This window comes from Lactobacillus gallinarum DSM 10532 = JCM 2011 (assembly GCF_001434975.1).
Classification (GTDB): Bacteria; Bacillota; Bacilli; order Lactobacillales; family Lactobacillaceae; genus Lactobacillus; species Lactobacillus gallinarum.
In genome coordinates this window covers 23820-37589 of the sequence record NZ_AZEL01000078.1, presented here as the reverse complement: position 1 = coordinate 37589, position 13770 = coordinate 23820, and the positions used below count along the sequence as shown (strand labels likewise).

The 13770-nt window shown below is 33.8% G+C and carries 11 protein-coding genes; 4 read left to right on the top strand and 7 right to left on the bottom strand.

Features of this window, described 5'->3' with window-relative positions; genetic code table 11:
- Positions 1 to 242: 242 nt before the first annotated feature.
- Positions 243 to 596: a helix-turn-helix domain-containing protein gene (locus tag FC37_RS09265; RefSeq protein ID WP_025006107.1), complete on the top strand. Its 354-nt coding sequence runs from the start codon at positions 243 to 245 to the stop codon at positions 594 to 596.
- Positions 597 to 630: 34 nt separating this feature from the next.
- On the opposite strand, the gene FC37_RS09260 is transcribed toward FC37_RS09265, so the two are convergent.
- From FC37_RS09260 to parE, 5 genes are all read right to left on the bottom strand, one after another.
- Positions 631 to 1209, bottom strand: coding sequence for a peptidylprolyl isomerase (locus FC37_RS09260; protein ID WP_035434451.1), 579 nt, complete (start codon positions 1207 to 1209; stop codon positions 631 to 633).
- An 80-nt stretch (positions 1210 to 1289) separates the two neighbouring features.
- The gene (locus tag FC37_RS09255; protein ID WP_025006106.1) at positions 1290 to 2225 is read right to left on the bottom strand and encodes a manganese-dependent inorganic pyrophosphatase; all 936 of its coding nucleotides are present in this window, start codon (positions 2223 to 2225) and stop codon (positions 1290 to 1292) included.
- A gap of 20 nt (positions 2226 to 2245) precedes the next feature.
- A complete protein-coding gene (locus FC37_RS09250) occupies positions 2246 to 3220 on the bottom strand; it encodes a LysR family transcriptional regulator (protein ID WP_056945626.1) in 975 nt (324 codons plus the stop codon).
- A gap of 149 nt (positions 3221 to 3369) precedes the next feature.
- On the bottom strand, positions 3370 to 5826 hold the full coding sequence (gene parC / locus FC37_RS09245; protein WP_025006105.1) for a DNA topoisomerase IV subunit A: 2457 nt from the start codon (positions 5824 to 5826) through the stop codon (positions 3370 to 3372).
- 16 nt (positions 5827 to 5842) lie between these two features.
- On the bottom strand, positions 5843 to 7789 hold the full coding sequence (gene parE, locus FC37_RS09240; RefSeq protein WP_025006104.1) for a DNA topoisomerase IV subunit B: 1947 nt from the start codon (positions 7787 to 7789) through the stop codon (positions 5843 to 5845).
- Positions 7790 to 7885: 96 nt separating this feature from the next.
- Here parE and plsY point away from each other — a divergent pair, with 96 nt between their 5' ends.
- Positions 7886 to 8512 carry a glycerol-3-phosphate 1-O-acyltransferase PlsY gene (plsY, locus tag FC37_RS09235; protein ID WP_025006103.1) on the top strand — a complete coding sequence of 209 codons (627 nt, stop codon included), beginning with the start codon at positions 7886 to 7888 and terminating at the stop codon, positions 8510 to 8512.
- 96 nt (positions 8513 to 8608) lie between these two features.
- On the opposite strand, the gene FC37_RS09230 is transcribed toward plsY, so the two are convergent.
- Positions 8609 to 12136, bottom strand: a complete 3528-nt coding sequence (locus FC37_RS09230) for a DEAD/DEAH box helicase (RefSeq protein WP_025006102.1) — start codon at positions 12134 to 12136, stop codon at positions 8609 to 8611.
- A gap of 123 nt (positions 12137 to 12259) precedes the next feature.
- Between FC37_RS09230 and FC37_RS09225 the strand changes: the two genes are divergently transcribed.
- Both FC37_RS09225 and FC37_RS09220 read left to right on the top strand, forming a co-directional pair.
- Positions 12260 to 12550, top strand: a complete 291-nt coding sequence (locus FC37_RS09225; protein WP_233185835.1) for a hypothetical protein — start codon at positions 12260 to 12262, stop codon at positions 12548 to 12550.
- Positions 12547 to 12786 carry a hypothetical protein gene (locus FC37_RS09220; RefSeq protein ID WP_025006100.1) on the top strand — a complete coding sequence of 80 codons (240 nt, stop codon included), beginning with the start codon at positions 12547 to 12549 and terminating at the stop codon, positions 12784 to 12786. The genes FC37_RS09225 and FC37_RS09220 overlap by 4 nt, the downstream gene beginning before the upstream one ends.
- Before the next feature lie 486 nt (positions 12787 to 13272).
- On the opposite strand, the gene FC37_RS09215 is transcribed toward FC37_RS09220, so the two are convergent.
- Positions 13273 to 13740, bottom strand: a complete 468-nt coding sequence (locus FC37_RS09215; RefSeq protein WP_025006099.1) for a Dps family protein — start codon at positions 13738 to 13740, stop codon at positions 13273 to 13275.
- Between the last annotated feature and the right edge of the window lie 30 nt (positions 13741 to 13770).

The window sequence follows — 13770 nt, the reverse complement described above, 5'->3', positions numbered from 1 at the left end:
TAAAAAATCAATTTGCGAGAAAGAACTATTTACACAAAAGATTTGACAGTCTCAAAATATAATTTCTTAAGATTATCTTATATTAAAGGTCAAATTACTTAATTTTATAGGGTTTTTGAGTTAGAATTACCTAAATGGAATCACGGGATAAGAGACTGTAAAATAGTTTATTCATTTTATCCTGAAGCTTTTATAGTCTATAACTATAAAGGTATAAGTAACTTGAAAGGATCGAATGCTTTGTGAATATTAATTTAGGAGAAGAAATTTCTCGTAGAAGACGTGAACAAAAACTTACACAGGAGGACTTAGCTGAACTTAGCGATCTTTCAGTTAATTTTATTTCACGCTTAGAAAGAACTAAAGATCAAAACATTAGTATTCAGAAGCTTGATTCAATAGCTCGGGCTTTGAACACTAGTACACCAGATATTATTAATAATGCTTATTCTGCTAAAAATATTAAGCCAGAAAATCATGTTAACAATACGCCAATTTTCATTCAAAAAGTTACTAATGAGCTAAGAAAATTACCAGACGATCAAGCTGAACGAGTATGTAAGTCACTCATCGTACTTTTAAAAGAAATGAATTAAAAAGAAGTTGCGAGCGCAACTTCTTTTTTTAGTCTTAAATTTCTATATTATTTATAACTACATCTTCTAGAGGCTTATCCATTTTATTTTTCTTTACCTTGGCAATTTCATCGACTACATCCATGCCATCAATTACTTGACCAAAAACAGTATGACGACCATCTAACCATGGGGTTCCTCCTTGCTTATAAGCATGAATAATTTCTTTAGGATAACCAGCTGGCTCCATTTGCTTGATGTAACGCTTAGGCATGTTCTTATTCTGGACGATAAAGAATTGACTGCCATTGGTATTAGGACCTGAATTTGCCATTGATAATGCACCACGAAGATTGAATAAATCACGTGAGAATTCATCTTCAAAAGGATGGCCCCAAATACTAGTGCCTCCAGTACCATTTCCTTCAGGGTCACCACCTTGAATCATGAAATCACTAATTACACGATGAAAAATAGTACCATCGTAGTATCCCTTTTTTGCCAATCGAACAAAATTTTCAACGGTCATTGGAGCTTGTTCTGGGAATAATTGAATCTTAATATCACCGTGATTAGTCTTAATAGTAGCACGAGGACCTGTAATATTTTCTAAATCTAGTTGTGGGTATGACATATATTATTATCTCCTTTAAATTTAAGATAAAAAAATGACTAGGGATATGTTCCCTAGTCATTTTTAGTAGAACCTAAAAATTAGCCTTCAAAAGCTTCTGTTAATGGTGGAACTACTTGTTTCTTACGTGATACAACACCAGGCAACTTAACTTCTGAATCATTAAGCTTCTTATCAAAAGCTTTTTCAAATAATTCTTTAGTTTCATTAGAACCAACTACTAAAGCTTCAGAATCTGAATCAAGAATGTTAGTGATTAAAAGCATAAACATGTCATAACCATTATCATTTGATGCTGATTCCATAGCCTTTAAAAAGGCATCCTTACGTTCCAAAGCTTCAGGTAGGTCAACTACATTGATTTGTGCTACACGTACGTTGTGGCCGTTTAAAGCAAAGCTCTTAGCATCTAAATCAATTAATTCTTCCTCTGATTTATTACTAATGTTAGTACCTGCTTTAAGCATTGCTAAACCATATTCTTTGTAGTCAACGTTGGCAATTTTTGCTAATGCTTCAACAGCCTTTTTATCATCATCAGTAGTAGTTGGTGATTTAAGAAGTAAAGTATCTGAAATAATAGCTGAAAGCATTAATCCAGCAAGTTTTTCAGGAATTTCAATACCATTTTCGTTAAACATCTTCCAAACGATGGTTGAAGTACAACCCATTGGTTCAGCACGATAGTATAAAGGATCTGCAGTATTGAAGTTCATAATTCTGTGGTGATCAACAACATGAGTAACCTTAACTTTATCGATATCTGAGACACTTTGTTGAGGTTCATTGTGGTCAACTAACATTACAGCCTTAACTTCTGGAGCAGCTTCTTTGATAACACGAGGAGCTTCAAAACCAAACTTCTTAAGGGCATATGCAGTTTCATCATTAGGCTCACCCAAAGCTACAGCTTCAGTGTTATAGCCTAATTTATTTTGTAAGTATGAAAATGCAATGGCAGTACCAATAGCATCAGTATCTGGATTTTGGTGTCCGAAAACAAATTCTTTTTCCATTGAATAAATTGCCTCTTTTTCTAACTTTTTATTTGATCTACTAATAGTTTACTAAAATTCTGATGCTTGTCCAAGAACTTTTCCCATTCTTTTAAGAGATTTTGCATTCTAGGTATTTCAAGCTTGCCTTTACGATAAACGTAGGAAATATGAAATCCATGATCTTCCTTCAAATAAATTGGAGTCAAATTGGTTGAGTCAATTTCATCACGATGGGCGTCATAATAGGATTGAGTAATAAAGGTATCGTAATCTGAATTCTCAGCCATTTTGATTAATTCTTTTGTAGATCCAATTTTAATAGGAATAATCGGCTTATTCTTTTTACCGAAGTATTCATGCATTAAAGGTGTCAAATAGAAATTGTCAGGATATGCGACCCATTTTCTATTTATAAAGCGTGAAACTGGACAAGTTTCTTCAGCTTCAACAGTTGTTTTATGAGTTAAAACTACTAATCGATCATCATAGAAGTGTTCGTAATTATACTGGTGACGTAAATTAGTATCTTCCTTCTTCGTATTGTCAGGTAAATACATAATCGCCATATCAACTTGGTTGGTATCCAACCTACGCCATAGCTCTTTACGATCAAAATAATTGATAGTAAAGGTTACATCAGGATATTTCTTATTAAATTCACCTAAGAATTTATAGAAAAGATCTGATTGAAGTGAATCCAAGATCCCTACAGAGATATGACCTTTATCTGCTTGAGTATATTCTTGAATATCACTTACAACTCCATTGATAGTATTAAGCAATTCAACTGCAGCAGTTTCCATTTCTTTCCCTGCTTCGGTTAAATATAACTTCTTACCCATTTGACCAAATAAGGGCGCACCAATAGCATGCTCAAGCTTTTTAACTTGTTGAGTTAATGCTGGTTGGGTAATTCCCAAAATTTGAGCTGCTTGGGTGTAGTTCATTGTATCAATTAGTTGTAAAAAAAAACGTAATAATTTAGCCGACAATATTGTATCAGTTTTAGGCATAACAATTATCTTCTTTCTCGAAATTTTATTTTATGATAAGTCATGTCCCATAACATAATTTATTATCTATCCAAAAAGAAATAGTGTCAAAACAAATGTCTCAGCACTATTTTCTTTTTATAAAATGTTATTAAATAATAAGCATGATATTAATTCTGACTACTAATTGGACGACCTAATTCAATATCTGTTGGTGTACCATCTACCGTTGTATCGATAACAAATGAACCGTTTGAATAACGATCACCTAATGGATATTCATTAGTCTTAATTTCAATGTGACGGTCACTAGAGGTAGTAACATGTAGGATATGATCTTGAGCGTAAGGCATTAAAGCTACAATTCTATGTGGTCTAGTCTTTAGTTCGCGTAAAACTAATACCCCACGTTTGGCACGAGATACCTTATTAACTAAAGAAAGCTTAAATTGCTTAAATGCACCCCGTTGAGTAATTAAACCAACATGCATTAAATCGAGATACTGACTGTCAACTAAAACATAGCCGACTATATAATCGTCATCTTTAAGGTTAGCTGACTTAACCCCTACCGCTTTAGAACCTGACGTTGGAATTTCACTGATGTCATATCTAATTGCATATGCTCGATGAGTAAATAATGTGATTTCCTTTTTATCATTAGGATTAATTAGATCTACCCCAATCAATAAGCTATCTTTATTCTTTAATTTGATAGCTGTCATAGCACGTGATTTATAAGTTCTAGTTGGTTGCAAGTTAGTCAATTCAAGTTGTTTGATATAACCATCATTGGTAGCTAGAACAAAGTTTTTAGTTACGTTTAAATTATCGAATACAAAGACACGAATAATTTGTTCATCACTGTCTAATCCAATTTCTTGAGAAAGGTGTTGCCCAGTTTCTTTCCATTTAGTTTCTACTAACTCATGAACTGGTCGGTAGATAACATTACCATGATTAGTAAATAGATAAAGATTAGATAAAGTGGATAACGTATTTTCATAAATTACTTTATCTCCATCTGGTAAGCCATTATCGGCATCATCAGTAGATTGGTATGATCTAAGTGAAGAACGCTTTAAGTAACCATCACGACTGATTAATACACGTACTTGTTCATCAGCAACTAATGCTTTTTCATCAATTTTAACTTTAGCACTTTCTTCAGAAATCTCAGTACGACGAGGACTAGCAAATTCCTTTTTTACAGCTGATAGTTCTTTAATAATTTCTTTTTCTAAGGTCTTTCGGTCTGACAAAAGTTTACGGTATTTTTCTGCAAGTTTATTGAGCTTAGTTTGTTCGGCAATCAATGCATTAACATCAGTATTAGTTAATCTATAAAGTTGTAAAGAAACAATTGCCTCGGCTTGATTGGCAGTAAATTTATATTTGGCAACCAAGTTCTTTTTAGCGTCAGCCTTGTTTTTTGAAGCACGGATGGTCTTAATAACTTGATCAAGAATATCCATCGCATGAATCAAACCTTGAATGATTTCTAGACGTGCTTCAGCTTTATTTAAATCAAATTTGGTTCGCTTAGTTACAACGTCTTCTTCGTGTTCTAAGTAGGATGATAAGATACGCTTTAAGCCTACTTGAACAGGAGTCATATGATCAATTGCAACCATATTGAAGTTATAAGAAACCTGTAAATCAGTATTCTTAAATAAATAGTTTAAAATGTTTTGAGCATCTGCATCTTTTTTTAGTTCGATAACGATAGACAGACCATGACGGTCAGTTTCATCACGTACTTCAGCAATACCATCAATTTCTTTATTTAATCGAATCTCGTCAATCTTTTTGACTAAAAGAGCCTTGTTAACATCAAATGGAATTTCTGTTGCTACAATTTCTTGACGGTGTCCACGAATTTCTTGAATACTGGTTTTAGCTCTAACTTGAATACGACCTCTACCAGTTTTATATGCTTCCTTGATGCCTTTAGTTCCCATAACAATAGCACCAGTAGGAAAATCGGGACCTTTCACAAAATTCATTAGATCTTCTAATGAAGCATCAGGATGTTTTAGCAAATAAATAGTAGCATCAATTACTTCACCAAGGTTATGTGGAGGAATCTCAGTAGCATACCCCGCAGAAATACCCGTTGACCCATTGACTAATAAATTAGGAAAACGGGCTGGCAAAACAGTTGGTTCATATTCAGTATCGTCGAAATTAAGAACCATTTTAACTGTTTGCTTATCAATATCTTGCAAAAGCATGTTTGATATTTTGTTTAAGCGAGATTCAGTATAACGCATAGCCGCAGGACCATCACCGTCCATTGACCCGTTATTTCCGTGCATTTCTACTAATGGTTCACGCATCTTCCAATCTTGGGATAAGTGAACTAAAGCACCGTAGATAGAACTGTCACCATGTGGGTGGAAATTACCCATAATGTTACCAACAGCCTTTGCGGCCTTTTTAAATGGCTTATCATAGGTATTTCCATCTTGATACATTGCATAAAGAATGCGTCGCTGAACAGGCTTTAATCCATCACGAATGTCAGGTAAAGCCCGTTCTTGAATAATATATTTGGAATATCGCCCAAAACGCTCGCCCATAACTTGTTCAAGCGGCATTTCACGAATTCGTTCTTTTGTGGTCATTAATTAAAAACCTTCTTTAATCATCTTCTGATTCTAAGATTGAGCTATCTTCGCCCATTCTAAATTTAACGTTTTCTTCAATCCATTTTCTTCTAGCAGCGACTTTATCACCCATTAAGGTAGTTACTCGTCGTTCAGCAAGAGCAGCATCATCAATTTTTACTCGAATTAGCATTCTGGATTCAGGATTCATGGTTGTTTGCCAAAGTTGTTCAGCATTCATTTCACCCAATCCTTTGAAACGCTGTAATGAATAGCCACGTTTCATAGTCTTTTCATCTTCAGCAAGCTCTTCATCTGTCCAGGCATACTGAATTTCTGCTTTCTTGCCACGTCCCTTTTGTAAACGATAAAGAGGTGGAAGAGCAATATATACCTTTCCCTTTTCAATCATTGGACGCATATAGCGGTAGAAAAAGGTTAAAAGCAAAATCTGAATATGAGCACCGTCGTCATCGGCGTCAGTCATGATAATAACTTTGTCATAATTTGAATCATCAACATCAAATTCAGCACCTACACCTGCACCAATGGTATAAATCATAGTGTTGATTTCTTCGTTTTTAAAGATATCTTGTAATTTAGCTTTTTGAGTATTTAAAACTTTACCACGTAAAGGCAAAATTGCTTGGAAGCGTCTGTCACGGCCTTGTTTTGCTGAACCACCGGCAGAGTCACCTTCGACTAAGAATAATTCATTCTTTTTAGGATTACGTGATTGAGCAGGGGTAAGCTTACCAGAAAGAACTTCTTTTTTGCGTCTTTTCTTGCCGTTTCTGCTTTCGTCTCTAGCCTTTTTAGCAGCTTCACGTGCATCCCTAGCTCGTTGTGCCTTCTTCACCAATTCTTGAGCTAATTCACCATTTTCCATCAAATAATAAGACATCTTTTCGTAGACGAGTGAATCAACTGCTGAACGTGCTTGTGGGGTACCTAATTTACCTTTAGTTTGACCTTCAAATTCAAGTAATTCTTCTGGAATTTTCACTGATAAAACAGCGCTTAAACCTTCTCGATAATCTGAACCATCGATATTTTTATCTTTTTTACCAAGTAGTCCCTGCTTTTTAGCATAATCGTTGAAAGCACGTGTAAATCCGCTGCGAGCACCAGATTCATGAGTACCACCATCACCAGTACGAACATTATTAACAAAAGATACTAAATTTTCTGAATATCCATCACTATATTGACCGGAAAATTCAATTTCCATGCCATCTTGTTTTCCTTCAAAATAGAAAACATCACTAATAGTTCCCTTACCTTCATTTAGATAAGAAACAAAAGATTTAATTCCATCATCATATTGAAATACATCATGATGTTCAGGTTCTCGCTCATCAGTTAAAACAAACTTAACACCTTTAAGCAAAAAGGCAGACTCACGAATACGTTCCTGAATAGTCTCATACTTATACTTAGTTGTTGAAAAGATCATAGCATCTGGTTTAAAAGTAATTGTAGTACCAGTAGGATCTTTAGTTTTGCCTAAACACTTAAGAGTTCCAATAGGATGTCCACCCTTTTCAAACTCTTCTTCGTATGCCTTTCCATCTCGAACAACACGTACTTTCATATAACTTGAAAGTGCATTTACTACGGATGAACCTACACCATGAAGTCCACCTGATGTTTTATAGTTTTGTTCAGTAAATTTACCACCTGCATGGAGTACAGTCAGAATAACTTCAATAGTTGGCTTTCCTGACTTATGCATTCCTGTAGGCATCCCACGTCCAAAGTCTCTTACAGTTACACTATTATCTTTATGGATAGTTACATCAATTTCTTTACCAAAGCCGGCCATGGCTTCGTCAACAGAGTTATCGACTATTTCGTAAACTAGTTGATTAAGACCATGTATATCTGTTGAACCAATATACATACCTGGTCGTTTACGAACAGCTTCTAGTCCATGTAATATTTGAATTGAAGAATCATCATAAGTATTAGCTTTTGCCACTAAAAAATCCCCCATTTACTCAATAATTCACCAACACCGTATATTTAAGGAATAATCTTTGCTAAAATAGCGATAGATTAATAGGAGTTGTTGAATATGTTTGCATTAAAATTTGCATCGTTGTTTATTTTAGCATACTTGATCGGATCTTTTCCGACGGGTGTATTAGTGGGAAAAATCTTCTTTCACAAAGATATAAGAAAATATGGCTCTGGTAATATAGGTACTACTAATACTTTTAGAGTATTAGGTCCATTAGCTGGAATTATTGTTTTCTTGGTAGATTTTTTCAAGGGAACCATAGCTACATTATTACCAGTTCTATTTCATCTAGGACCTCATTATCTTAGCCTGATTTTTGGCCTAGCTGCAATTTTAGGGCATGCCTTCCCAATCTTTTTAAAATTCAAAGGTGGGAAAGCCGTTGCTACATCAGCCGGTTTCTTATTAGGCTATAATGTCCACTTCTTTTTAATTTGTGCAGTCATCTTTTTCCCAATCTTGTTTATTACAAGTATGGTTTCATTAACTAGCCTAATTTCAGTAGTTTTGATTTTTATAGCTTCATTGTTCTTCCACGATCTTGCCTTAAGCATTATCAGTGGACTGCTCGTAGTCTTAATCTACTGGAGCCATCGAAGCAATATAATTCGTCTAAAGCATCACCAAGAAAATATGGTGCCATTCGGATTATATTATTGGTATTATAAAAAACATCACTAAATTAAACTAAATATAAAACCAGCAAGTATATAACTTGTTGGTTTTATATTTAGTTTTTTATTATACCTATGCAAACAATAGTTCGCAAGTGCAAAATCATTTTAGAATCTTTAATAAATTTTCTTTACTCATTGTAGCTTGTGCGACATCATGATTATCTAAAATTATCTTGGCTAAGTCTGCTTTTTTATGTTGTAACGAAATAATTTTTTCTTCAATACTGTCACGGGTAACCATTTTATAAATTTTAACTGTGTGTTTTTGTCCCATACGGTGAGCACGATCACTTGCCTGATTTTCCGCAGCTAAATTCCACCACGGATCATAGTGAATAACTACATCAGCACTAGTTAAATTAATGCCAGTTCCCCCTGCTTTAAGAGAGATTAAAAAGATGCCAGGTTTATCTAATGTGTTAAACTGACGAATTTTTTCCTGACGTTCTTTCTTAGCAGTTACTCCTGTAATTACAAAAATAGGAATCTTTAGTTTAGCTAACTTGTTTTGAATTATCTCTAGCATTGAAGTGAACTGTGAAAATAAGAGAATTTTATGTCCATTTTCTATATTTGCTTTGATTAGCTTAATAGTCATAATCAATTTGCCAGAGTTACCATGATAATTCTCATACAATAAATGCGGATCACAACAAATTTCACGTAATTTAGTAATTTGCGCAAAGATTTTAAAATGAGCACGCTTGAATTCTGCATCCCCCTGACGAGCTAATTCGGCTATTAACTTTTGCGTTTGTAGTTTATAAAGTTCAGCTTGCTTAGTACCCATAGTAACGTAAACGATCTCTTCGTCTTTTGCAGGTAAATCGTTTAAAACATCCTTTTTTAGCCTGCGCAGAATAAATGGCGTTACCATTTCAACTAATTGATTTTCGGCATTTTCGTCTTCTTCTTTAATTATTGGTATCTCAAACTTCTTCTTAAAGTTTAGATATGATCCTAAAAAATTAGGCATTAAATAATCAAAGATGCTCCATAATTCACTTAATTTGTTTTCGATTGGTGTACCTGTTAAGGCAAGCTTATGATGAGCCTTAATAACTTTAGCTGATTGAGCTGTAATTGATTGGTGGTTTTTGATATTTTGTGCTTCGTCAAGAATTTGGATATCGAAAGCAAGTCCCTGATAAGATTCCAAGTCACGATTTAAAGATTGATATGAGGTAATCAATAAATCGTAATTATTAGCGTTAGAGAGAATTAATGCTCGCTCTTTTTTAGTTCCGCCTAGTACAGCAGTTTTTAATTCAGGCGCAAATTTTTGTGCTTCATTCTGCCAGTTATAGATAACCGATGCTGGTGCTACTACTAAACTAGTGCTATTTTTCTTTTTCCTAGCTAATAATAAAGCAATTACCTGTAGAGTTTTACCTAAGCCCATTTCATCGGCTAGAATTCCGCCAAAATTATAATTAACTAATGTACTAAGCCAATTAAATCCTTCTTTTTGATAAGGACGTAAGACACTTTTTAGCTTAGTAGGCAGCTTACTTGGTTTTAATTGGTTTTTGCTTAAATCATTAATTAATTGATTAAAAGCTTCATTACTGGAGAAATGTAAAGAATTAGCTTTTTGCATTTCTTTGGCAAAGTAAAAGGCACGATAAGCAGGTAATTGTAATTTTCCATGGATAAAATCTGTAAAGCTGATATCTAAATCGTGCAGTGTTTGAGCTAATTGCTCAATAGTTGGTTGCTGGGTATGCTGAAGTAGACCATTAGATAAAACAAAATAGCGCCGCTTTTCTTGATATGCTTTAAGTGCAGCTTGAATATCTTCCCAACTCATTTTTTGACTGGAGATATCTACATCAATTAGTTCATTGGTCAAGTTAACGCTCACACCTAATTCCATCTTGGTATTGGTACTTTTTAGGAGAGATCTAAACGTTGGCGTAATTTGCACCTCGCCAATTTCTTTAAATTTGGCAATTCCATGATCAAGAAATTCGCCTAAGCGATCTAAATCATCATTAGACAACAGATATTCATTATTCTTGAAATCAGAAAAATATTGTTTAACTAGTTGTTCAATTTCATTTTCTCTTTTAGCTTCACGGCGCTCAGTTTGAGAAAAATTACGATTTAGTAAGTATGTATTTTTGCCATATTGAACAAGGGCTTGGCACAGGGCATTATTATCTTGATAGTCGAATTTAAATGTAAAATTTGCTTCAGGTGGCAAAATAGCTCGTAATTTATTAGCGCCAGATATCTCTAGATAATCAGATTGCTCTAATTTAGGCAAAACTTTTCGTGTAAATTCAGTAACGTTTTTCTTGCTAAAACGTAATTCTTCACCGGGATGCAAGCCTAACTGAGCTAAATACTTAGGAGTGAGGCCCTCATATTTAATCCATACGCCTTTGTAATAACCATAAAAATTGTCATTTCCTGTTATTAGTGTTGAGGTCGGAAAATCTTCTACTAGAATATGAGCACTGCCATTTTCTTCTTCAATTTGGATATTAGCTGTCAGTTTATCGGTAGTATAACCTACAAGACGAGTCCCAGAATATAGCTTTGATCCTTGGTACAATAAATCATTTACTTCATCAGCAATTGAATCGCTGACATCGATGCGATCAAGAGTCTCAGTAGAATATCCCCATTTATTTAAGTTGCGAGCATCGACAATCTTCTTAATAAAATCTAGCCACCGCTTGCTACTAGTATCCATTTTTTCGGAATCAATTACTTCGTTGAAAAATTTGCCCAATTTTATCGGTTGTTGATCATGAACCATATCGATTAAATGATTCAGATCCTTAAGCTGATAAAGATGATTTCCTTTACCCAATTTAAATTGAATACTAAGCATAGAGCCATAATTGTTGGTTTGAGCCCTTAAAACTATTGGATCATTATCTTCCTTAGGCTTAGTGGAATATAGTGAAAGAAGCTGTAATGCAGCATCATTAGTTATATCAAAAGGATCATCTTTAAGGTATTCAGGAATAAATTTAAGCCAAGTCAAAGCATTGATTACCTCTTGATTTACAGAAAGCTTATGAAAAGCATTAAAATCAATTGCAATGATTTGCCAACGTGTAAATTGGACATCCAATGTTACCCAGCTGCCATCGTACTGCTCTAAATGCCAAATATATTCATAAGAACGCATTTTATTATCTAAATGATCACAACTAATTTCTGTTAAATTCAGCTTTAGTTGCATAGCAGTTTGATAGTCTTGCTTATTACAGAGTTTATCTCCAATAATGTCTAGTGGATTAACTGCGGGCTGGGCTTTAATAATACTTTCTTTTATGTCTTCAGAAAGTAAATCACTAAAATGAGTCCCTTGAGTTGTAGAATATTTTTTATTTGTTTTTTGTTCATTTTCTGTTGCTAGAAGTGCCGCTACTTCATGTTTACAACGATGGCCCTTCTTAGCCCAGGGACAATTGCACTTTAATTCAGAAGCACGACCGTCTAAACGAAGTCGACCTGAAACGTTATAATACTGGCCTACTCCACCTTGAATCGTTGCAGCAAAATGTTCGTTATCTTGTGCAAGATCAAAAGACTTGATCATTAGATTGTCATAGTATATTTCGCCGCGACTTAAAATTCGAGCTGGAAATAGTGTACGCCAATTAGCCATTAAATCATTCCTTTTTGTAATAATTAGTTTAATGATTGGTAATAATTATAGTTTAAAGTAATATTTTAGGTATAAGCAAATATAATGTAATTACTAGTGTTTTATAAAGTAAAGAGAATAAATATGATGTTAGTAAAAAAGATTATTAAATCTACTGTATTCTGTGGCATAGGTATATTGGTAGGTAAAACCGTTAGTGAACAAAAGCATAAAAATACCGTTAAAAAGATATTGAGTGCTGATTATATGGATGACCATACTAAGATAAAATTGTTGCAAGATCTAAATGACATTAAAGTTAATAAAAGATTACCATCAACACAGATCGCTACAGACAAACTAAAGAAAAACATAAAAATGATTACAACACAATCAGCATCCCTAGTTAAAAAACTTAATAAAAATAGTCATTGAAAGCTTTAACTAAGCGGTTTGGTTATAATTATCTGTATATCTTTAATGTGCAAAAAGTAATTCGAATTTTAACGATTTATCGTGAGTGGTTATTATCGCAATCAAGTTTAGATTTTGATGAATTGTATCATAATTTTTGGGATCAATATGAAATGAATATTACGGCAGTCTATTTATTGTTATTGCCTAGAAACCACGCTAAAGATCAGAAATTGCTCGTATTAACGCAACAATAAAAATGATTAACGATTTAGGTACTTCATATATCTTCAATAATGTACAACTAATCCAGTAGGTTTTGCCGTAAAAAACACTATTTACCCCGTTTTGCGTAAAAGTTTAGAGGAATTGTATCATTATAGTCAAGAAAGAGAAAATATAGAATATTGTAACAATATAAAAGAATATTTAAATCTGCACCCCGAACTGTATCCTGATGCGGATGTCTTAGTCGAATTTTTTGGTGATGATTCAAATGAACAAAATATAAATTTAGATAATTAAAAAATAGTATCAACTTTTTGTTTAATTTGGTACAATTCTTGTTAGAGAGTGAATCACCCTTTTTCTGGACTTTTATATTGTGGGGAGAATGCTAATAGATAGTATTAGTTAAAAAGTTGAGTGAGATATTTGAAAAAGAACAAGTAGATATTAGATGACAAAAAGACAGTAAGCATGTTTCTAGCTTACTGTCTTTTTTGTTTTGAATTTATTTTAAATTATTCATCAATTCCAGGAGCTTGATTAATCTCAGCTGTCATCATCCAAATTCTCTTTTCGAGGTCATTGTGGCAAGTAGTTAAGATATCACTTGAACTGTAGTCTCCTTCTTCATCTGCGGCTTTAATTCCCTTTTCGTAAAGGTGTTCCAAGTGATGATAGCCATCAACAATAGTCGCAAAACGTTCTGTAGTAGGTGTGCCCCATTTGCCAGGATGAGCTTCAATTGTAGAATGATCTACCATTTCTGCCAAGCTTGAGTATGGAGAACCATCAATGGTGATTAATCTTTCAGCGATTAAGTCACGTTGGTCGTCTAATTCTTCCATTACTTCATCTAAGTATGGGTGTAAGTTCAAAAATTCTGGTCCACGCATGTACCAGTGTTGTTGACGTACTACCATTTGTAATTGACTAAGGTCAGCAATTGCTTGATTTAAAATTTCTTTAGTCTTTTGATATTTCATAAAAATCCTCCTTAGGATTTAAAACATACA

Excerpts from the sequence above, each read along its gene's own strand:
- FC37_RS09225 (WP_233185835.1), top strand. The coding sequence starts at position 12,260 with ATGATGTTAGTAAAAAAGATTATTAAATCTACTGTATTCTGTGGCATA.
- FC37_RS09215 (WP_025006099.1), bottom strand. The coding sequence starts at position 13,740 with ATGAAATATCAAAAGACTAAAGAAATTTTAAATCAAGCAATTGCTGAC.
- FC37_RS09250 (WP_056945626.1), bottom strand. The coding sequence starts at position 3,220 with ATGCCTAAAACTGATACAATATTGTCGGCTAAATTATTACGTTTTTTT.
- parC (WP_025006105.1), bottom strand. The coding sequence starts at position 5,826 with ATGACCACAAAAGAACGAATTCGTGAAATGCCGCTTGAACAAGTTATG.
- FC37_RS09260 (WP_035434451.1), bottom strand. The coding sequence starts at position 1,209 with ATGTCATACCCACAACTAGATTTAGAAAATATTACAGGTCCTCGTGCT.
- FC37_RS09230 (WP_025006102.1), bottom strand. The coding sequence starts at position 12,136 with ATGGCTAATTGGCGTACACTATTTCCAGCTCGAATTTTAAGTCGCGGC.
- plsY (WP_025006103.1), top strand. The coding sequence starts at position 7,886 with ATGTTTGCATTAAAATTTGCATCGTTGTTTATTTTAGCATACTTGATC.
- FC37_RS09255 (WP_025006106.1), bottom strand. The coding sequence starts at position 2,225 with ATGGAAAAAGAATTTGTTTTCGGACACCAAAATCCAGATACTGATGCT.